General features: G+C 32.7%; 19 protein-coding genes and 1 tRNA gene. 17 read left to right on the forward strand and 3 right to left on the reverse strand.

Translation table 11 applies throughout. The features are described 5' to 3' along the window. The 4 genes from hutU to CPG45_RS09360 are packed head-to-tail and all read left to right on the forward strand — an operon-like array spanning window position 1 to window position 5,904. A complete protein-coding gene (hutU, locus tag CPG45_RS09345; protein ID WP_096231651.1) occupies window positions 1–2,031 on the forward strand; it encodes a urocanate hydratase in 2,031 nt (676 codons plus the stop codon). Further along, the gene (gene hutI / locus CPG45_RS09350; protein ID WP_096231652.1) at window positions 2,031–3,278 is read left to right on the forward strand and encodes an imidazolonepropionase; all 1,248 of its coding nucleotides are present in this window, start codon (window positions 2,031–2,033) and stop codon (window positions 3,276–3,278) included. Before hutU ends, hutI begins: the two co-directional genes overlap by 1 nt. A 17-nt stretch (window positions 3,279–3,295) precedes the next feature. Next, window positions 3,296–4,567 (forward strand): hydantoinase/carbamoylase family amidase, encoded by a 1,272-nt coding sequence (locus CPG45_RS09355; RefSeq protein ID WP_157732376.1) that lies wholly within the window; start codon window positions 3,296–3,298, stop codon window positions 4,565–4,567. Further along, window positions 4,567–5,904, forward strand: coding sequence for an amidohydrolase family protein (locus CPG45_RS09360; protein WP_096231654.1), 1,338 nt, complete (start codon window positions 4,567–4,569; stop codon window positions 5,902–5,904). The genes CPG45_RS09355 and CPG45_RS09360 overlap by 1 nt, the downstream gene beginning before the upstream one ends. A gap of 610 nt (window positions 5,905–6,514) precedes the next feature. Here the strand turns inward: CPG45_RS09360 and CPG45_RS17110 are convergent. The 3 genes from CPG45_RS17110 to CPG45_RS18500 all read right to left on the reverse strand — a co-directional run bounded on the left by CPG45_RS17110 (window position 6,515) and on the right by CPG45_RS18500 (window position 7,589). Continuing rightward, complete coding sequence (locus CPG45_RS17110; RefSeq protein WP_197702791.1) at window positions 6,515–6,994, reverse strand: hypothetical protein; 480 nt, start codon at window positions 6,992–6,994, stop codon at window positions 6,515–6,517. After that, the gene (locus tag CPG45_RS17115; RefSeq protein ID WP_197702792.1) at window positions 6,991–7,161 is read right to left on the reverse strand and encodes a hypothetical protein; all 171 of its coding nucleotides are present in this window, start codon (window positions 7,159–7,161) and stop codon (window positions 6,991–6,993) included. Before CPG45_RS17115 ends, CPG45_RS17110 begins: the two co-directional genes overlap by 4 nt. 194 nt (window positions 7,162–7,355) lie before the next feature. Beyond that, the gene (locus tag CPG45_RS18500; protein WP_502695817.1) at window positions 7,356–7,589 is read right to left on the reverse strand and encodes a helix-turn-helix domain-containing protein; all 234 of its coding nucleotides are present in this window, start codon (window positions 7,587–7,589) and stop codon (window positions 7,356–7,358) included. A gap of 125 nt (window positions 7,590–7,714) precedes the next feature. On the opposite strand from CPG45_RS18500, the gene CPG45_RS09370 reads away from it, so the two are divergent. From CPG45_RS09370 to CPG45_RS09425, 13 genes are all read left to right on the forward strand, one after another. Then, window positions 7,715–7,789 (forward strand) — tRNA-Glu (locus CPG45_RS09370). 165 nt (window positions 7,790–7,954) lie between these two features. Continuing rightward, window positions 7,955–10,306, forward strand: a complete 2,352-nt coding sequence (spoIIE, locus tag CPG45_RS09375; RefSeq protein ID WP_096231655.1) for a stage II sporulation protein E — start codon at window positions 7,955–7,957, stop codon at window positions 10,304–10,306. A 61-nt stretch (window positions 10,307–10,367) separates the two neighbouring features. Next, window positions 10,368–11,060, forward strand: a complete 693-nt coding sequence (locus CPG45_RS09380; protein WP_096231656.1) for a vWA domain-containing protein — start codon at window positions 10,368–10,370, stop codon at window positions 11,058–11,060. Continuing rightward, a complete protein-coding gene (locus tag CPG45_RS09385; RefSeq protein ID WP_096231657.1) occupies window positions 11,061–11,900 on the forward strand; it encodes a protein kinase domain-containing protein in 840 nt (279 codons plus the stop codon). A 9-nt stretch (window positions 11,901–11,909) separates the two neighbouring features. Next, window positions 11,910–13,289, forward strand: coding sequence for a tRNA lysidine(34) synthetase TilS (tilS, locus tag CPG45_RS09390; protein WP_096231658.1), 1,380 nt, complete (start codon window positions 11,910–11,912; stop codon window positions 13,287–13,289). Window positions 13,290–13,301: 12 nt separating this feature from the next. Next, entirely contained in the window at window positions 13,302–13,847 is a 546-nt protein-coding gene (gene hpt, locus CPG45_RS09395) for a hypoxanthine phosphoribosyltransferase (RefSeq protein WP_096231659.1), read from the forward strand. A 70-nt stretch (window positions 13,848–13,917) separates the two neighbouring features. After that, on the forward strand, window positions 13,918–15,753 hold the full coding sequence (gene ftsH, locus CPG45_RS09400) for an ATP-dependent zinc metalloprotease FtsH (protein ID WP_096231660.1): 1,836 nt from the start codon (window positions 13,918–13,920) through the stop codon (window positions 15,751–15,753). 304 nt (window positions 15,754–16,057) lie between these two features. Next, a complete protein-coding gene (locus CPG45_RS09405; RefSeq protein ID WP_096231661.1) occupies window positions 16,058–17,461 on the forward strand; it encodes an ATP-binding protein in 1,404 nt (467 codons plus the stop codon). Window positions 17,462–17,481: 20 nt separating this feature from the next. Then, window positions 17,482–19,149 (forward strand): formate--tetrahydrofolate ligase, encoded by a 1,668-nt coding sequence (locus CPG45_RS09410; RefSeq protein ID WP_096231662.1) that lies wholly within the window; start codon window positions 17,482–17,484, stop codon window positions 19,147–19,149. A gap of 1 nt (window position 19,150) precedes the next feature. After that, on the forward strand, window positions 19,151–19,516 hold the full coding sequence (locus CPG45_RS09415; RefSeq protein WP_096231663.1) for a hypothetical protein: 366 nt from the start codon (window positions 19,151–19,153) through the stop codon (window positions 19,514–19,516). Between the two features lie 72 nt (window positions 19,517–19,588). After that, entirely contained in the window at window positions 19,589–19,897 is a 309-nt protein-coding gene (locus CPG45_RS09420) for a DUF3870 domain-containing protein (protein ID WP_096231664.1), read from the forward strand. A gap of 247 nt (window positions 19,898–20,144) precedes the next feature. Beyond that, window positions 20,145–20,300, forward strand: a complete 156-nt coding sequence (locus CPG45_RS17030) for a hypothetical protein (RefSeq protein WP_172856537.1) — start codon at window positions 20,145–20,147, stop codon at window positions 20,298–20,300. After that, window positions 20,297–21,421 (forward strand): sodium ion-translocating decarboxylase subunit beta, encoded by a 1,125-nt coding sequence (locus CPG45_RS09425; RefSeq protein WP_096231665.1) that lies wholly within the window; start codon window positions 20,297–20,299, stop codon window positions 21,419–21,421. The genes CPG45_RS17030 and CPG45_RS09425 overlap by 4 nt, the downstream gene beginning before the upstream one ends. Window positions 21,422–21,431 lie beyond the last annotated feature (10 nt).

A 21,431-nucleotide genomic window follows, 5' to 3' on the forward strand; every position in this document is an offset into this window, starting at 1 on the left:
ATGGATATTAATAATATAATTTCAAAAGCGATGAGAATATCATTGGATGAAGAATTGCCAAAAATGCCGAAGTTTGTAGAGGGAGTAAGAAGAGCCCCAGATAGAGGCTTTAGGCTTAATAAAAGTCAAACGAAGATTGCTTTAAAAAACGCATTAAGATATATTCCTGAAAGATATCATAAAGAACTTATCCCCGAGTTCTTAGAAGAGTTAACTACACGTGGAAGAATATATGGATATAGATTCAGACCTGAAGGAAGAATTTATGGCAAGCCAATTGATGAATATCCTGGTAAATGCATTGAAGGTAAGGCATTTCAGGTAATGATAGATAATAATTTAGATTTCGATGTAGCCTTATATCCATATGAACTAGTTACATATGGTGAAACAGGGAGTGTGTGTCAAAATTGGATGCAATATAGACTTATAAAAAAGTATTTACAAGCAATGGAATCTGATCAAACTCTTGTTATTGAGTCAGGACATCCTTTGGGTTTATTTAAAACAAAAGAAGATGCTCCAAGGGTTATAATAACTAATGGTTTAATGGTAGGTATGTTTGATAATATGGATGACTGGGAAATTGCAGAACAGATGGGAGTGGCAAACTATGGTCAGATGACAGCTGGTGGTTGGATGTATATAGGACCGCAGGGAATTGTTCATGGAACATACAATACACTATTAAATGCAGGAAGATTAAAATTAAATATTCCCAATAATAGTGACTTAAGAGGACATTTATTTATAAGTTCTGGACTTGGCGGAATGAGTGGTGCTCAGGCTAAAGCAATTGAAATAGCAAATGGAGTAGGAATTATTGCTGAGGTTGATAAATCACGAATAGACACAAGATTTAAACAAGGATGGGTATCTAAGGTTTCATCAAATCTTGATGAAATATTTAATATTGCAGAAAAATATTTAAAAAATAAGCAACCAATTTCAATAGCTTATTACGGGAATGTTGTTGATTTACTAGAATATGTGGTAAGAAATAATATTAAAGTAGATCTTTTATCTGATCAGACTTCATGTCATGCTGTATATGAAGGAGGATACTGCCCACAAGGTATAAGTTTTGAGGAAAGAACGCGGCTTTTAAGTGAAGATAGGGAATTATTTAAAAATCTAGTAAATAAAAGCCTTAGGAAACATTATGAATTAATTAAACAGTGTGTTAATCGTGGATCATATTTTTTTGATTACGGCAATTCGTTTTTAAAAGCCGTATATGACGCAGGAGTAAAAGAAATATCAAAAAATGGTGTAGATGAAAAAGACGGTTTTATTTTGCCATCATATGTTGAAGATATAATGGGTCCACAATTATTCGATTATGGTTATGGACCATTTAGATGGGTATGTTTAAGCGGAAAGAATGAAGATTTAATTAAAACTGATAAAGCTGCCATGGACTGCATTGATATAAATAGAAGGTATCAAGACAGAGATAATTATAATTGGATAAAAAATGCTGAGAAGTATAACCTAGTTGTAGGAACAAAGGCAAGAATATTATATCAAGATGCAGAAGGAAGAATAAAAATTGCATTAAAATTTAATGAAATGGTGAGAAATAAGGAAATTGGTCCAGTAATGATTGGCCGAGATCACCATGATGTTAGTGGTACTGATTCTCCTTTTAGAGAGACAGCAAACATCAAGGATGGTAGTAACGTGATGGCTGATATGGCAGTACAATGTTTTGCTGGTAATGCTGCAAGAGGTATGAGTCTAGTCACACTTCATAATGGTGGTGGAGTTGGTATAGGTAAAGCTATAAATGGTGGATTTGGACTTGTGCTTGATGGAAGTGAAAGAATTGATAATATTATAAAATCCGCAATCATGTGGGATGTAATTGGTGGCGTTTCTAGAAGAAGTTGGGCACGAAACGAACATTCAATTGAAACAGCCATTTCATTTAACAAATCATATAAAGAATCATCTCAAATAACATTACCATATTTAGCTGACGAAGAATTGATTGAAAGGTCTGTAAATGACTATTTTAGAGAACAATAATGGATGATTTAATTATAATAAATGCGACAATTGCAACGCCCGTTGGTAAAGAAGCTAAATATGGTAAAGAAATGAAAGATATTAAAATTATTAATAAAGGTGCAATTATAATAAAGAATGGTAATATAGTTGATGTTGGAAAAACAGATTACATTTTAGATAAATACAATACAAGAAGTTCTAATATTATCGATGCAAAAAGTAAATGTGTTATTCCTGGTTTTGTTGATTCACATACTCATTTCATTTTCGGTGGTTATAGGGAAAAAGAATTTATGTCTAGAATAAATGGTATAAGTTATATGGAAATAATGAAAAATCACGGGGGAATCGAAAATACCGTATCAAAAACAAGAGAATCCTCTTTTACTGAATTATATAAGTTAGGATATCAAAGATTGAATAACATGCTTTCATTTGGTATAACAACGGTTGAAGGTAAAAGTGGGTATGGACTTGATTTTGATACAGAAATAAAACAATTAAAAGTTATGAAGGAATTAAATGAAAATCATCCAATAGATATTGTCGAAACTTATTTAGGAGCACACTCTATACCAAAAGAATATGAAGGAAAAGATGCCGATTATATAAATTATATTATTAAATATGTGATTCCATATATAGCAAAATATAAACTAGCAGAATTTTGTGATGTATTTTGTGAAAAAGATGTTATTTCAATTAATTTATCAGAAAAATTACTTATTAATGCAAGAAAGAATAGCTTAAAATTAAAAATTCATGCTGACGAAATTACTAGTTCTGGTGGAGCCGAGCTTGCAGGATCATTAAATGCTGTATCTGCTGATCATCTATTAAATGCTTCTGATGATGGTATAAGATCCTTATCAAAAAATAAAGTTATAGCAACTTTATTGCCCTTAACTGCTTTTTGTCTTAATAAACCATATGCTAATGCAAGAAAAATGATAGACGAGGGTTGTGCCGTAGCTCTTGCAAGTGATTTTAACCCTGGAAGCTGTTTTACAAATTCTATTCCGCTAATAATTGCTATATCATGTATATATATGAATATGTCAGTTGAAGAAGTATTGACAGCATTAACATTAAATGGTGCTGCTGCAGTTGATAGAGAAAAATTAGTGGGAAGCATTGAGAAAGGAAAGCAAGGTGATTTAGTTATTTTGAAATATCCGAATTATAATTTTTTACCTTATTGCACTGGAATCAATATTGTTGATACTGTAATAAAAAAGGGAGCAGTTGTTTACAAAAATAAATAAAAAAGGCAGGAGTTAAATTGAATAATTATTCAATAAATATATTAACAGTTAATAGTAATAGGATATTTGAAAGGTTAAAAATATTATCACAGTTTGGTGTAAATGAGAATGGAGGGATTGATAGATGTTTTGGTAGCGAATCTGATATAAAGGCAAGAAATTGGATTAAGAACCTTTGGGAAAAAGATATAGGAATAAAGACAATAATAGATCCCATATCAAATTTATGGGGATGCTTAAATGAGAATTTAGATTTACCTGCTATTATTATAGGGTCACATCATGACTCGGTTTTGAATGGCGGAAGATATGATGGGGCCCTAGGCATTATTCTTGCAACCGAAGTTATACAAATTATTAAAGAAAAAGAGATTAATTTAAGACATCCATTAAAGGTAGTATCATTTGCATCTGAAGAACCAAATAAATTTAATTTATCAACTTTAGGTAGCCGTGTCGTTGCAGGTAAATTGAACAAAAAAGATATTAAGGATATAAAAGACAATAATGGCATTTGGTTAAAAGATATTATATCTAAATTAGGTGGTAATATCAACAATTTAGACCTTGCAAAAAAGTCTACAAAAGATGTAAGTGCTTTTATAGAATGTCATATTGAACAAGGAAATAAATTATTTAAAAAGGACTTATCCGTAGGTGTTGTTACTGAAATAACAGGAATATATAGAGAAGCTCTACAAATTATAGGTGAGTCAAATCATGCCGGTACAACTGCTATGGATGAAAGACACGATGCTTTAATTGCCGCGTCAATTATATGTCTTAAATTCGAAAGAATAATTAAAAGTTTTAAGAATGATTATGTTGTAGGTACTATAGGGCATTTAGTAATTGAACCTAGTTCAGTAAATATTATACCAGGCAATGTAAAAATGATACTGGAATATAGAACACCAAATCATGAATTAGCAAGAATAATATACAGTAAACTTATGGAGTGTATTTCATATGTCGAGACAGAAAGAAAGGTAAAAATAATTAATAAAACGATATTAAAACAAAGAGAAGTTAAAATGGATAATACAGTTATAGACGCAATGAAAAAAGCATTATACAAAATGAATGAACCTTTTGAAGAAATAGTTAGTATGGCGGGACATGATACGGTTCATATGAGTGATATTACTAAGACCGGAATGTTATTTGTAGCAAGTGTTGATGGAAAAAGCCATTGTCCGGAGGAAAGTACAAAGAATAAAGATATTATAAAAGCGGCAAATACATTATTAGAGACGATTCTTATATTAGATGAGGAGCTAGATCAATAATGAAAATTATATATAAACCCGAATTATTGCTAACAGAGAGAGGCTTTATTAGAAATAGTGGTGTTTTTGTATCAGATGGTATTATAAGCGAAATTAATGATTTTCACTTATTAAAATATAAATATACGGACGCAAAAATAATTAATTGGGACAAACTTGTTATGATACCTGGTACTGTAAATGCGCATAATCATTCTTTTCAGAGTATATTAAGGAGTATCGCTGATGATAAACCATTTTTAGTTTGGCGAGATCTTGCTTTATATAAGTATTCACCTTACCTTAGTGATGATGATATTTACAAGTGTGCCTTATTTGCATTTACAGAAATGATGAAATATGGTGTAACGACTGTATGTGATTTCTTTTATTTACATAATAATGGGATAAATAGTGATGAAGCCATAATTAAAGCTGCTAAGGATACTGGTATTCGCTTGGTTCTTGCTAGAGCTATGTATGATTGGAATGGAGCACCTAAAGGTTATCAAGAAACAGTAGATCAGGCAGTTAAAAATACAAAATATTTGGCAATAAAATATCAAGGTGATGCAATGATTACAATATCACCGGCTCCCCATAGTCTCCATGGGGCATCCATCGATATGATAAAAGCGGGATATAATTTGGCCAAAGAGTTAGATACACATTTTCATATCCATGTTGCCGAAGAAATGTTTGAAGTTAATGATATACTAAAAAAATACAGATTAAGACCAATACAACTTCTAAACAAATTCGGGATTTTAGACGAAAGAATGGTAGCGATTCATGCCGTTTGGTTAAGCAAAGATGAATTGCAATTATTAGAGAAGAATAAAGTTAATTTGGCATATTGTCCATCTAGTAATATGTTTTTAGCAGATGGTATTACGGATATTCCTGAGTTATTAAAAAATAATATGACAATTGGATTAGGGACCGATGGTGCATGTAGTAATAATCGCATTAGTGTTTTCGAAGAGATGAGAATGACATCATTATTACAAAAAATTAATAAATTAGATACAACAATAATTGATTCAAAGCAAGTATTTAAAATGGGAACTGAACAAGGAGGAAAAGTTTTAGGTTTGCCAATAGGCAAAATTAAACCAGGTTATATGGCGGATTTTGTTGGAATAGACTTAGAAGATTTATCCTTACAACCAATTTTTTCTCCTAATAGTTCTATAATAAATAATATTGTTTATTCTATGCAACCAAATGCAATTAGTAGAGTTGTAATAGATGGAAAAGAAAGTATAGTTAATAAAAAAATAATAAATATATCAGAGAAAAAAGTCTTAGATAATGTAATGGAATTGGTAGAAAAATTAAATAAAATAAATGCATAATATAAATAGAGTTACTTGTTACAAACAAGTAGCTCTATTTATATAGGATTTCTAAAAAGATTGAAAAGAAAAGTCTCAATAGTCTGTGAAAATGTTACCTAAAAAAGAACAAATTTATTTAGTAAAAAATGTCATCTCTACGGTATGCTTTAAATTTTAGTTGTAGCATTAGGAACTATGATAACAAAATAAGAATTGAAACTAGGAATTTTTTCATATGCTGCTATGGCAAGGCTGGTTAGTGATATAAAATTAAAGGTATTTTAAAAAAGGGCATAGAAAATTAAGCCTTGATAAATACCATCAAAGCAAGTATCATAATATATGACAATATTTTTCTATGCCCATGTACGCGTAGAATTGAAAAGCTGATTAAGCATTTCAACGATCTCACGATCGCTTTCTTCATACGCGCAATTAGGCTTCTTCTTTTGTGTTTGTCGCCATGGGTGATCGGCACTTGGCTTTACTATAGTCCGTTTTACAGCTTTCTCTTTAGATGATTTTGAAGATTCTTTTTTTCGGACGTTCATCAAGAAGCAAAGTATCAATATAACATCAGCACACAAAGCTTTTTAAGCCTATTTTAGAACTGCTTAAAACAGTAAGTTTAGCTTTGGGCATAGCTGGAGCCTTTTTTACCATTCTTGATAAGTTGATAATACTTACCCTTGTAAGAAAAAGCAGACCCTTCAATGATAGTACGTTCCTCCTTTACGCATAAGATATAATCAAGGTTAATATTAGAATCAAGTGGCCTAAAAGCAGGTTCAGGATTTTCAGGTTCAACACCAAACTTTTTATTATAAGCAACAATAAATTGCGATAAAAAGGCATAAGCAGCTTCCATAGTGTCAATCCCATGAATCTTAAATTCAACAGGAAGCCTGTTTTGAAGCGTATCCCATAGCTTTTCAACGTGGCCTTTAGCTTGTGGAGAATTAGCCTTAATAATATAAATTCCAAGTTCATCCATGGCCCTTCCAAACTGTGTAAGATTAATTGTCTTTCCCTCTAATTGTTCTTCTATAGATAGCTTACTATCATTAGGAGAGACAAAAATAGTGTGACGGTCACAGTATATACTCATTGGAATACCATGGTTTTAACTATTTGTCTTATGATTTCAAAATACCCTTCCATGCATTCATTTGGAGCAAAGAAAAAGGCAAGTATTTCACTAGTAGCGTCATCTATTGCTCCATGAAGAGTAAATGATTTACCACCTATGATCCACTCATGGCGGAGAAGCATCAATCTGAACCAGCATTACTTTTGAGGTTTTCTCTTTCTTCGATGATGAGATTTACGCTTACGATGTTTTTTAGGGCTTTTAATACCCTCTTGAGTCAAGCCCCTATATATTGTTGAATAACTCAGTTTAATATTTTCATGTTCCTCCAGCAACTCAGAAAAATACATGAAATTAGCCTCTTGATACTTCGATTGCTTTATTCAACAATTCTAGTTCTGATTTCATCCAAAAGAGCGTGCTGAGGCTTCCTGCCTCTATTTTTGTGAATTATGAACGCTGGTCCTTCTTTTAAAACCCCTCCTTTTAACCTAATTACTTGGCGTTCACTGAAGCCCAGAAGCTCAGCAGCTTCTCTGATGATTATGACTTTATCAATAGTTTGATTGATAACTCTAAGACGAGTTATTTCTTTTTGAGTTATATTGAATATCTCCTTCTCTCATATATGACATTTTATCAGAATAAATTCAATATGACATTATCACAGAATAATTACACTAGGTAAAAATTACTAATTGACAAATCTACAAAATATGATAAAATATGATTTGTTCTGGCCCCGTGGTCAAGTGGTTAAGACATCGCCCTTTCACGGCGGTAACATGGGTTCGAATCCCGTCGGGGTCACCAAAATTACATATGATTTCAAATTTAAAAGCTACAATCTTTTGTAGCTTTTTTTATTTTTCTTAAAGATTATGTCGCTAAAAAATTATTTCTTGCACCACAAATTTACAAATTATTCCTATTACATGATGCTATAATCATGTCAAAAAGTAACGGTGGTGGTAAAAAATGCAAAATACTGATATCCTTCCATACAGCAGGATTGCAAAAAAGGAAAACAATACAAAAACACAGAATGGCAACATTAGGTTTATCATAAATGCAATAATTTTTACATTAATAGGTTTCATAATAGGAAGAGCACAGATTCTCGAAAATTTGCTTCCTTTCGGTGTGGCCTATTTTGCAGTTTTAATCATGTTTAGAAGAAAGTATTTTATAGCGGGAATTGGAATTTACTTAGGTACATTGACACTTACTAATGTAAATAGCACAAAATATCTTTTTGTCTTTATTTTGATTTTATTTTTAGAAACTTTATTTAAGGTAAAAAGTAAAAATATCTTTAAAGTTTCAATTATTACTTTTTTATCATTATTTACTATAGGTATTATCTATAGTAAAGCATACGGATTTCTCCTTTTTGACATTATGACGACATTTTATGAATCGATAGTTGCAATGCTTATGGTATTTATATTTAACCAGGCTATATCCCTTTTGAACAGAACAAATAGAAAGGTAATCTCAAATGAAGAGATTATCTCATTATGTATATTGATAGGACTTATAATCTTGGGGCTTAATAATATTATGCTATGGAAGTTCACTCTAAATAGTGCTGTTGGTATCTTGGTCATTTTACTAAGTTCTTATATAGGTGGTGTCGGAACTGGGACAAGCGTTGGAACAACGATTGGATTACTTGGTAGCCTTTCATTATTGCAAACACCAACATCCGTTGGACTCTATGGTTTTGCAGGTTTGCTATCTGGAAGCATGAAAAAGCTAAATAGACTTGGAATTGTCTTAGGCTTCTTAGTAGCTACCGCTATTATGACATTTTATATAAATGCCTCAACAAAATTGCTCATAAATCCATATGATCTGGCATTGGCATCTGCCTTATTTCTTGCAGTGCCTAAAAAGTATTTGGACAAGCTTTTATTTATAGTGAAAGGCAATAAAGATTTGAGTGAAAGGAATTATAGCGTAAAATTAAAGGAAGTTGTCACAGATAAATTAAAGGAGTATTCTGAGGTTTTTGACGAGCTTGGCAAGAGTTTTAAAAAGGCCAATGAAAGGATTCTTGATCATAAAGATATATCATATCTTTTTGAAGAGATTGCGAATAAAACATGTACAGATTGTGCAATGTATAAAACATGCTGGGATAAAGATTTTTATTTTACATATAAGAGTATGTTTGAGATGGTAGAAAACCTTGAGGGGAGCGGCAGTATAGAAAATAATAAGCTTTATAAGAAATGTATAAAGTTTCCGGAACTTTTTAATTGTACAAAGCACAATTTGCAGTTGTATAAGATCAACATGCAGTGGAGAGAGAGGTTAAAAGATGCAAAAAACATTGTATCAAATCAGCTAAAGGGTATATCTACAGCAATATCAAATATGGCCGATGATATAAGCATGAATATTACATTCAAAGACGAACTTGAACAGCATATCATGGTAGAACTTGATAAACGTGGTATTCCCGTTGAAGATGTCATTGTTTATGATACAGGTGATGGCAATGTTGTTATAAAGATATACAAAAAAGCATGTTATGCCGCAAAAGAATGTGAGAGAAAGGTAATTCCGGCTGTATCAGAGATTATGGGTGAGAAGTATGAGAGGAAGAATACCCTTTGCTCTATCAATGCTAAAGGAAGGTGTACACTGACACTTACGAGGGCGGAAAGCTATCAAGTCTCGACCGGTATTAGCAAAGTCAATAAAAATACAAATAAGATTTCTGGTGACACATATTCGTTTATGGAATTGGAAGGCGGGAAATACATGGCTGCATTAAGTGACGGTATGGGATTTGGTTATAGAGCGGCATCTGAAAGCAGTACAACAATATCGCTTTTAGAGAGATTTATTGAAGCGGGATTTGACAAAGGCCTTATCGTCCAGACTTTGAATTCTATCCTCGCCTTAAGGTCTGCAGAAGAGATGTTTTCTACAGTTGATATATCCTTTATCGATTTGTTTTCAGGCGATGCTGAATTTATAAAGATTGGTGCGTCTGCTACTTTTATAAAGAGCGGGAAAGATGTCGATGTCATTGAATCAAGTTCACTACCCATAGGCATCTTAGAAGATGTCGATGCAGACGTACATGAAAGAAAATTAAAAGACGGAGATTTTGTTATCCTTGCTACAGACGGTGTACTTGACTCTTTTGAAGGCGACAAGGAGGCAAACTTTTCAAGGTTTTTAAAGGACTTAGATATAAGGAATCCACAGGATATGGCGGAGACCATCATGAAGAAATGCTTGGAGCTCTGCAACAATATACCAAAAGATGATATGACGGTGCTTGTTACAAAGATATGGAAGAGACATATATAGAATTGAATAATCCTTCTATAAGTTGGTAACAATAATTAAAAATGCTTATGGAGGGATATTTATGTCCGAAGTTTTATTAAAGCAGATTGTTGTTATTACAGACGGCCAGTCAAATGTAGGTGGTAATCCAGCAATTGCAGCATTGTACGCGAGACAGAAAGGCATCACAGTTAGTGCAATAGGTATTGTAGATGATGAAAATATATCTGAAAAAGAAATAAAAGCTATAGCAAATAATGGCGGTGGAATATATGACATCATATATTCTGACAAGCTTATTAAATCTTTAACGATGGTTACTCAAAAATCTATTGAAATGACTTTGAGTAAAACTATAAACAATGAATTAAGGTCAATTATAGGTAAGAGTATAGAGGAATTGCATCCAGCTTTAAGGACACAAATTATTGATTTTATTGAAAATCTATCAGACACTTTAGACCTTAGATGCGTTATTTTACTTGATTTAAGCGGCAGCATGTGTAATAAACTAAAAAAAGCTAAAGGCAGTATTAAAGATCTATTAAATACCTTTAAAGTTAGAAAAGGTAAAAGTGAAATAGGCTTAATCGGTTTTCCTGGTGAAAATGGTGATTATACGAGGGTAGTTTGTCCTTTTACATCAAATGCTTTTGATATAGAGCTAAGCCTTAATAATATAAAACCAGGCGGCAATACTCCTACAGCACCTGCCATTGAAAGAGCCACATCGCTTTTTAAGAAGGAAATTTTTTCAATAAGGCACATTGTATAAATGCTTAAAAAGGGTACTGCAGTAAAAGGCATCTATAATGGTAATATATATATAGTCGACAAAAGTCTCGGCGGGGGCGGTGTGGCAAATGTTTTTCTAGTACATGATATAAATAATTATAAATTCGCACTAAAAATATGTGATAATCTAATAAGTATTACAAAAGAGCATAAAATGCTTAATATGCTTAAAAATTATAATTTCGTTCCAACAGTATTTGATTTGGATGATATAATATTGTATAATACTTTATATCATTATATAGTAATTGAATATATAGAGGGTTATGACCTCGGAAGATTAATAAAAAGCGGTGTAAGTGCAGAAAATGCCGCATTTATATGTGCTGATGTTACTAATATGCTTTTATCACTTAAAAGAGTTGGCATATACTATACGGACCTTAAACCATCAAATATCATGATGGATGAAAGAAATAAAAGGCTTGTACTCATTGATTATGGCTCAACGGTAAAAGGAAATGAAGGCATCAAAGAATTTACACCGGATTTTGATAGAGCAAGCTGGTCAATGGGATTCAGAAAGGCTGATTCGGGATATCTATCATTTGAAGTCGGAATGTTATTTATATACCTTGTGATGGGGAAAATAGTTAGACATGACATGTATTCAATAGCTCAAATACTTAGAAACTCAAAAAAGAGGCTTGGAAATTATTATATAGTTATAATGAAAGCTTTAAATGGTACATATGATTTAAATAGGTTATATATTAACCTTAAGAACTGTTGCTTCAATGAAAAAGTGTCGTTTATTTTGAATAATATGCTTTTTGCATCAGGTGTTATATTTTTAATACTATTGATAGTAGCTTTGTAGGGGATATTGATGATTGATAGTGTAATTAAAACAATAAAAAAATACAATATGATTAGGAAAAATGATAGTATTGTTGTAGGTGTATCAGGTGGTCCTGATTCATTGTGCCTTCTTAATTTATTATATGAAATTAAGGTGGACTACAACCTTAAGTTATATGTAGTACATGTAAATCATATGCTAAGAGGGCAGGAAGCCGACTGTGACGCGGCGTTTGTAGAAGATACATGTAGAGGGATGGGAATCCCATTTTTTTTATTTAAGGTGGATGTCAAAAAATATGCTGCGGAAAATGGACTATCAGAGGAATCTGCTGGGCGCACAATAAGGTATAAGGCATTTTTTGACATACTAAAAAAGGAAAATGCTTATAAAATAGCTGTTGCCCACAATAAAAACGATGTTGCAGAGACAATTCTTTTAAATATATTAAGGGGTTCTGGTACTACGGGTCTCATCGGCATTAAACCTGTTAATGGGAATATAATAAGGCCATTGATTGAAACTGATAGAAGAGAGATTTTAAAGTATCTGGAGTCAAAAAATCTAAAACCTGTTATAGATAGTACAAACAATGAGGATATATACAGGAGAAATCGAATTAGACTGAAATTAATACCATTTATTGAAAAGAATTTTAATATAGACATAGTTGAAAATCTATATAGAACATCACAGATAATTACTGATGATGATAATTATCTAAATATTGAATGTGAAAAAATATTTAAGAAGATTTCAACATATAATAAAGAAGGCCTTTTACTAAATATAGATGGGATTAGAGAAGTACATGATGCATTAAAAAAAAGGCTTATAAGAATGGCATATAAAGCTATAAAGGGTGATATAAATGGCTTGACATACAAACATGTTGAAGATGTGCTTAAGCTCATGGATAAACAGACTTCATCAAAAATTGATATGCCCTTTGAAATTGAAGTAATAAAAAGCTATAATAATCTTATATTCAGAAAGAGGAAGCCAGAAAATAAGGGGGATATCGAGGTAAAACTCATAATTCCGGGCATAACAAACGCATCTAGATTTGGAACTTTTAAAACGAAAGTTATAGATATCAAAGATGTAGGTCAACTTGATACAGGAAAATATCATAAATTGTTTGATATGGATATGATTAATGACGATGTAATAATAAGAAAAAGAAAAACAGGTGATGTTATTTCGCCTTTAAACATGAAAGGTACTAAGACACTTAAAGAATATTTTATTGATGAAAAAGTGCCAAGAGAGATGCGTGATACGATACCGCTTCTTGCAATAGGAAATTGTATTGTGTGGATCGTAGGATATAGGATGTCTGATAAATACAAAGTCAATGAAAAAACTAAAAGAGTACTTTCAATCGAATACATTAAAAATAATTAAGGAGGAAGAATGATGGAAAATTTAGAAAAGGACATTGATGAAGTTTTAATAACGGAAAAACAGCTAAAAGAGAAGACTGCAGAAATGGGTAAGGAAATTACAAAAGACTATGAAGGAAAAAATTTAATGCTTATAGGAGTATTAAAAGGTGCTGTTACTTTTATGGCAGACCTCTCCAGATGCATAGATTTACCTCTTTCAATTGATTATATGGCTGTTTCAAGCTATGGAAGTTCTACACGCTCATCAGGTATTGTAAAAATTATTAAAGACCTTGACATAAGCATCGAGGGAAAAGATGTACTTATTGTAGAAGACATAATTGATAGCGGATTAACATTAGCATATTTAAGAAAGACGCTGCTTGGCAGAAAGCCCAATAGCTTAAGGATTTGCACAATATTGGATAAGCCTGAAAGAAGAGAGACAGATGTAAAAGTAGATTATACAGGATTTAAAATACCGGATAAATTTGTCGTTGGTTATGGCCTTGACTATGATGAAAAATACAGGAATCTTCCTTTTATAGGTGTTTTAAAACCGGAATTATATAGTTGAAATTTGTTTTTTTATAACCTATATGGTATTATTAATTAAGTAATAGGGCTTTTTGAAGGGAGGGCCATATTTGAATAAAACGATCAGAGGTATCGTTATTTGGATACTGATAATAATCGCCTTATATGCAATTGTACAATTATATACTGATAATGTAAAACAACCGAGAACTATTGATGTTACAGAACTTTATAGTCAGGTGAGAAGAGAAAATATTTCGGGGCTGACAATATCTGGAACGACTATTACGGGGACTTTGAAAGACGGGACGGCATTTAACAGCAATGTACCAGATATATCGTCGTTTATGCAATTATTAACGCCATATATCGAAGCAAATAAGATTTCCGTAAAAAGTGAACCACCTCAAAATACACCGTGGTGGTATTCTTTATTGCCAACTCTGTTTATGGTAGTTGTACTCATTGTATTGTGGTATGTATTTATACAGCAGGCACAAGGCGGTGGCGGCAACAGAGTCATGTCATTTGGTAAAAGCCGAGCAAAAATGGTTACGGATGAGAAGAAGAAGGTTACATTTAATGATGTTGCAGGTGCCGATGAAGAGAAAGAGGAACTTCAGGAGATAGTAGAGTTTTTAAAATTCCCAAAGAAGTTTTTAGAGTTAGGTGCACGTATACCAAAGGGCGTATTGCTTGTAGGACCGCCTGGTACAGGAAAAACATTATTAGCTAAAGCCGTTGCTGGTGAAGCAGGTGTACCATTTTTCAGTATAAGTGGTTCTGACTTTGTTGAGATGTTTGTTGGTGTAGGTGCATCAAGAGTAAGGGATCTTTTTGAACAAGCTAAAAAGAATTCTCCATGTATAATATTTATCGATGAAATTGATGCGGTAGGCCGTCATAGAGGTGCTGGTCTTGGTGGTGGCCATGATGAAAGAGAGCAAACCCTTAATCAGTTACTTGTGGAAATGGACGGTTTTAGCGTTAATGAAGGCATTATCGTTATAGCTGCAACAAATAGACCGGATATACTTGATCCGGCGCTCTTAAGGCCGGGAAGATTTGATAGACACGTAACGGTTGGCGTACCGGATATTAAAGGTAGAGAAGAAATATTAAAAGTCCATTCAAGAAATAAACCACTTGCGCCAGATGTATCACTAAAGGTATTAGCAAGGCGTACACCTGGTTTTACAGGTGCGGATATTGAGAATTTAATGAACGAAGCCGCACTTTTGACAGCCAGGAAGGGCTTAAGACAAATAACCATGGTAGAATTAGAGGAAGCCATAACAAGGGTAATAGCAGGACCTGAAAAGAGAAGTAGAGTAATATCTGAGAGGGATAAGAAACTTGTTTCATACCATGAAGCGGGTCATGCTGTTGTTGCAAAACTTCTTCCAAATACACCACCGGTCCATGAAGTGACGATCATTCCGAGAGGTAGAGCTGGTGGATATACGATGCTATTGCCTGAGGAAGATAAATACTACATGTCAAAATCAGAAATGATGGACGAGATAGTACATTTATTAGGCGGCCGTGTTTCAGAAAGCTTGATTTTGAATGATATATCAACAGGTGCGCAAAACGACATTGAAAGAGCTACAAGTATAGCGAGAAAGATGGTAACAGAATACGGCATGAGCGAAAAATTGGGCCCAATGACATTCGGGACAGATAATGATGAAATATTCATAGGGCGTGACTTAGGCAGAACACGTAATTACAGTGAAGAAGTCCAATATGACATAGACAAAGAGATGAAGAAGATCATTGATGAATGCTATAAAAAGGCAGAAACGCTCTTAAAAGAAAATATAGACAAATTACACAGGGTTGCACAAGCATTGATGGTAAAAGAGAAACTTAATGCCGAAGAATTTGAGAAATATTTTAATGGGGAAAATATTAACGATAGCGAAGGAATTGAACAAGCATAGTAATAAGGGTATACAAAATAAGTTTTGTTTTGTATGCCCTTTTTTATACAAAATATTTAAAAACTTATTTTTTCAGAAAATAATTTGTCAAAAAAAGAAGGATTTTTAATATTTATGTCAAATAATAATAAAGGTGTATCTATATTTTTGCTGTCTATTTTATTTTGCATATGAAGAATTCATATCAAAATTTATTACTTTCAGCAATATGCAAAATAAAAAGCTACTATTTAATAACTTCTTCTTCGTAGAGATTTCAGTTAAATAAGGCTTTATATTTCAACAAAAGAAAAGAGGAATCATCATGGAAGAAATGACAAAATCGATAGAGAATTTTGAGGATATTGAGGGTAGTTGGCTATATGATTTAGTGAATTCATCACATGAATTTATTATTATTAAAAACTTTAAAAATGATGTCATATACATTAATAAATTCTTGTTGAGATTCTTAGGTTTCTACGAAGATGAAGTTATAAATAATTATAATTCTTTTTTTAATAATGTTCTTCTTTGTGATGCTAGAAAAGTAGGCAAAAACATTTTTGAATTAAACTTAAATTCAAAATACGGTTTTGATATTAAATTTAAGGTGATTGATAATTATTTAGATGACGAAAATGGCAATAAAATCTGTATCATAGAGTTTTTAGAATTTATTAAATACACTTGTAAAACAACTTATGATGTTAATATATACCTTAATACACTTTATAAAAGGTTTAGAATAGTTGATTTGATCGATACAGGGATAATTTTATTAGATAAAAATAAAAATATAGAATATATGAATAGAGCTGCGTTGAAGCTCGTAAGGACTAATTATTCTAATTCTTTTAAGAGGAATATTAATGAAATAATAAAAAGATTAGATTCAAATATTGATATTGATGAGATTCTAAATAAAGGAATGATGATATATAGAGTAAAAGATGATGGCAATGAGTATCATTTATCTATAGAAATAGCTAATACATACGACGATTCTTTACAATGCCTCATATTAAAAGATGTCACAGAAAAGATAAAATTGGGTGAGATTATTGAACAGAGTGAGAAGTACAATTTAATGGGGGGACTTGCCGCATCTTTGATACACGAGATAAAAAATTCCATTACATCTATTAAGGGCTTTTTACAGCTTATGCAGATGAAATATAAGGATAATCATACCTATTTTGAGTCGATGTTAAATGAATCAGATAGGATTATAGACCTTACAATGAGCTACCTTGGCGTTGTAAAAAATAGCAAAAGTGATGACAAAATTGATTTAAATGATGCAATAGAGAAATATATGTTGTTGATTGATGCAGAGGCCATTCAGCGCCATGTGAAGATTATAAAAGATTTAAATAATACACCGCTGATTAAGATGGATTACAATCAATTGAAACAAATCCTTTTAAATATTTTTCAAAATGCCCTTCAGGCGATAGACAAAGATGGTAAAATATATTTGACAACAAGATTTAATTCTTATATAAATAAGGTTATAATAAGAATAGCTGATAATGGCTGCGGAATAGACAAAAAAGATTTAAAAAAGGTTATGATGCCACTTTTTACAACCAAAAAAGACGGAACGGGGCTTGGCTTATCCGTCTGTAAAAACATACTTGACACATATGGTGGCAATATAAAAATTTTGAGTAAAAAAGGTGTTGGTACAATAGTAAAAATTTATTTACAACCATTAAAAGATTAAAATATCTGGGGTGATTTTTTTTGAAGACAGACATTGAGATTGCACAGGAAGCTAAAATGTTGCCTATAGGAGAGGTAGCGAAAAAGATAGGCATTGATGATGAGTATTTAGAGTACTATGGTAAATACAAAGCAAAGATTTCATCAAAGATATGGGACAAAATTAAGGAAAATAAAGATGGGAAGCTAATTTTAGTCACATCTATAAATCCAACCCCTGCAGGTGAAGGCAAATCAACGGTTACTGTTGGACTCGGACAAGCATTAAATAGACTCGGTAAGAAAGTTGCAATTGCCTTAAGAGAGCCATCCCTAGGACCTTGCATGGGGATAAAGGGTGGTGCAGCAGGCGGTGGATATTCGCAGGTTGTACCGATGGAGGATATTAATCTGCACTTCACAGGTGATATGCATGCTATAACAACGGCACATAACCTTTTGTCAGCCATGATAGACAACCATATTCACCAAGGAAATGAGCTTAATATTGATGTAAGGCGGATAACATGGAAAAGGGCAATGGACATGAATGACAGGGCATTAAGAGAGATAGTTGTTGGGCTTGGTGGCAAAATAAACGGATACCCAAGGCAAGATGGTTTTATCATAACAGTTGCATCTGAAATAATGGCTATCTTATGTTTAGCAAAAGATTTGATAGATTTAAAAGATAGAATCGGCAGGATTATTATAGGCTATGATAAAGATGGGAAGCCAGTTACGGCAAAGGATTTAAAAGCCGATGGTGCTATGACGCTTCTTTTAAAAGATGCGATAAAGCCAAATCTTGTACAAACACTTGAAAATGTACCTGCTTTTGTACACGGTGGACCCTTTGCAAATATTGCACATGGTTGCAATAGCATTATGGCGACAAAATATGGGCTAAAACTTGCAGATTATCTTGTCACAGAGGCTGGTTTTGGTGCAGACCTTGGAGCTGAGAAATTTTTTGACATAAAATGTCGCTTTGGAGGATTAAAGCCTAATGCAGCAGTTATTGTAGCAACGATTAGGGCCCTTAAAATGCACGGCGGACTAAAAAAGGATGACTTGAAAGTAGAAGATATTGATGCATTGAGCAAAGGCATTGGCAATTTGGTAAAACAAATCGAAAATGTCAAAAAATATGGAATACCTGTAGTTGTTGCAATAAATAAATTTACATTTGATACTGACAGAGAAATAGCATATATCGAGGAAGTTTGCAATAATATCGGAGTTGAAGTAGCTCTTGCAGATGTATGGGGAAAAGGCGGCAATGGTGGGATTGATTTAGCAAAAAAGGTAATTGACGCTTGTAATATGCCATCGGATTTTCACAATTTATATGATGCCGATGTGCCAATTAAAGAAAAGATTGATATTATAGCGAAGGAAATATATGGCGCAGACGGTGTGGTATACACAAGGGAAGCACTTAAGGACATTAAAAATATAGATGAATTAGGACTTAATGACATGCCTGTATGTATAGCAAAGACCCAGTATTCTTTGTCAGATAATCCGAATCTTTTAGGAAGACCAAAAGGCTTTAATATAACTGTCAGAGAATTAAAAATCTCTGCAGGCGCGGGATTTATAGTTGCAATGACTGGGGATATCATGACGATGCCTGGACTTCCAAAACATCCTGCGGCAGAGAGAATGAATATCGATGAGGAGGGCAAAATAGTAGGCCTATTTTAATATGAGAAGTGAAGTTTTAAAAATTGATAATATCAAAGACGCAAAAGAGGAACTTAAGAAATTAAATATTGAAGATGTGTCAATATCGATTATGGCTCCAAAGGCTTTATTTAGCGTAATAAAATTGTATGATGTACATCCTGCAGCTGCGAATATAATAAAACAAGAGATGCTGGCTTTAGGCGGTGAGGCCGCAATTGAGCGAGGATGTGTAAATATGAGCATTGATAAGTCGCAAGTTATAATCATGGGGACACTTAAGCAATATTTAGGATTAATATCAAAATTGAAGATGCAGAAGGGATATTTTGGATTAGAATCTATAGTAGGCGAAATAACTGAAAAGATTAAGTGTTTACAAACTTGACTAACATTGTTAAAAGTGATAAAACAAATATAGAATATGAATTGTTATTAATATGTCCAAGGATGTGTAGAAGTGGTTGAGGATAAATATTTTATTACAGGTTATGCAAAGCTTCCTGATGACATAACTGCAAGGGAGCTATATACAGTCTTGGCTGTCGGCCTTATTGTACATTCAAAAAGTGGAATTATAGAAGATGCCGATTGTACATTGGCGACAAGTGCTGGCAAATCTTTTTTCAAAATGGCTGTTATCGGTAAGAATATACACAATATCGATGATATTATATCAATATTTGAAAAACAATACTTTGGCCAAGCCAAAAAGGCAATAATAGCGGCATTGAAGATGTGCAACACAAAATATTGTGAGATAGAATAGCCTATTTATCTGTTGCAGCAAAATTACCTTTTGCTACATAAACGGATAATGTGCGGCTTGAAGGGGGGAGACTCTCTTTAAGCCGTTTTTTAATTTTTTAATGAGGAGGGATCAATGTGTGATTTTAGGTAACAAGATTATGTGATGTGAAAAGATAATTTTTATTTCTAAAAGGTAGCTTTTTAAAGAACATAATAAATAACAATATAAATAAAATAAAATTAAAAATTTTAAAGGAGGCTATTTTATGATACCTGATAATCTATATGGGGCATTGTACTTATCTGTGCTTGACATGGTATTATTAATTGTTTTTTTAACCCTAATAGGATGGGTTTTAAAATTATTTCCTATAATTAATAAATTTATAAGAATTTTTAACAGGAAGGAAGATAAAAAATGATAATATTAAAATTATTAAAATCTATGCTTCAATCGACTGGACTCGTACATCTTACAGCGGGAAATATATTTTTAATATTAATAGGCATGGTTCTTATTTATCTTGCAATAGTTAAGAAGTATGAGCCATTTTTACTTTTGCCTATCGGATTTGGATGTATTGTTGCAAATCTTCCTTCTACAGATTTATTGAATACCGGAGGATTAATAAACTTATTTTATCTTGGTGTTAAAAAGGTTATATATCCGCCCCTTATTTTCCTTGGCGTCGGTGCTATGACAGATTTCGGACCAATGATTGCAAATCCAAGCCTTATGATTTTAGGAGCTTTTGCACATATAGGGATATTTATCGCATTGATTGGCGCCAAAGCCCTTGGATTTACTATACAGGAATCAAGTGCTATCGGTATAATAGGCGGTGCAGATGGACCAATGGCAATATACGTAACACAGAAGCTTGCACCATACCTAATGGCACAGATATCTGTTGCGGCATATTCATACATGGCCTTGATGCCTTTGATTCAACCACCAATAATGAAATTATTGACAACAAAAAGTGAGAGACAGATAATGATGAAACAACTAAGGCCTGTTTCAAAGGTCGAGAAAATCGTCTTTCCGATCATTATTACTGTTATAATAGATTTGTTACTGCCACCTATTGCACCACTTATAACTATGCTTATGTTAGGAAATCTTTTAAAAGAATCTGGTGTTGTCGATAGACTTGCAAAGACTGCAAGCGGAGAATTCATGAACGTCATAACAATTTTATTAGGAATTTCTATTGGTTCAACTATGAATGCTCAAACATTTTTGACTATAAAGACTCTTATGATTATTTTGCTTGGACTTGTAGCATTTATGACGGGTACTGCTGGTGGTATACTAGGTGCAAAGTTATTAAATAAATTGTCAGGTGGGAAAATAAATCCACTGATAGGATCCGCAGGTATTGCATCTGTTCCGATTGCAGCAAGAGTATCACATTCTGTTGCTATAAAAGAAAATCCATACAACTTTCTTATAATGCATGCAATGGGGCCTAATCTTGCAGGTGTGTTTGGAACTGCCATTGCAGGTGGAATAATGTTAGCAATGTTAGGTGTACATTAATATGAGTAAA

Source organism: Thermoanaerobacterium sp. RBIITD, assembly GCF_900205865.1.
In the GTDB taxonomy this organism is placed as follows: domain Bacteria; phylum Bacillota; class Thermoanaerobacteria; order Thermoanaerobacterales; family Thermoanaerobacteraceae; genus Thermoanaerobacterium.

What these genes read in the sequence shown, in the direction of transcription:
- CPG45_RS09360 (WP_096231654.1), top strand. Translation starts at nt 4,567, where the DNA reads ATGAAAATTATATATAAACCCGAATTATTGCTAACAGAGAGAGGCTTT.
- CPG45_RS17110 (WP_197702791.1), bottom strand. Translation starts at nt 6,994, where the DNA reads ATGAGTATATACTGTGACCGTCACACTATTTTTGTCTCTCCTAATGAT.
- CPG45_RS09385 (WP_096231657.1), top strand. Translation starts at nt 11,061, where the DNA reads ATGCTTAAAAAGGGTACTGCAGTAAAAGGCATCTATAATGGTAATATA.
- CPG45_RS09425 (WP_096231665.1), top strand. Translation starts at nt 20,297, where the DNA reads ATGATAATATTAAAATTATTAAAATCTATGCTTCAATCGACTGGACTC.
- spoIIE (WP_096231655.1), top strand. Translation starts at nt 7,955, where the DNA reads ATGCAAAATACTGATATCCTTCCATACAGCAGGATTGCAAAAAAGGAA.
- CPG45_RS09415 (WP_096231663.1), top strand. Translation starts at nt 19,151, where the DNA reads ATGAGAAGTGAAGTTTTAAAAATTGATAATATCAAAGACGCAAAAGAG.
- hpt (WP_096231659.1), top strand. Translation starts at nt 13,302, where the DNA reads ATGGAAAATTTAGAAAAGGACATTGATGAAGTTTTAATAACGGAAAAA.
- CPG45_RS17030 (WP_172856537.1), top strand. Translation starts at nt 20,145, where the DNA reads ATGATACCTGATAATCTATATGGGGCATTGTACTTATCTGTGCTTGAC.
- CPG45_RS09405 (WP_096231661.1), top strand. Translation starts at nt 16,058, where the DNA reads ATGGAAGAAATGACAAAATCGATAGAGAATTTTGAGGATATTGAGGGT.
- hutI (WP_096231652.1), top strand. Translation starts at nt 2,031, where the DNA reads ATGGATGATTTAATTATAATAAATGCGACAATTGCAACGCCCGTTGGT.
- tilS (WP_096231658.1), top strand. Translation starts at nt 11,910, where the DNA reads ATGATTGATAGTGTAATTAAAACAATAAAAAAATACAATATGATTAGG.
- CPG45_RS09380 (WP_096231656.1), top strand. Translation starts at nt 10,368, where the DNA reads ATGTCCGAAGTTTTATTAAAGCAGATTGTTGTTATTACAGACGGCCAG.
- hutU (WP_096231651.1), top strand. Translation starts at nt 1, where the DNA reads ATGGATATTAATAATATAATTTCAAAAGCGATGAGAATATCATTGGAT.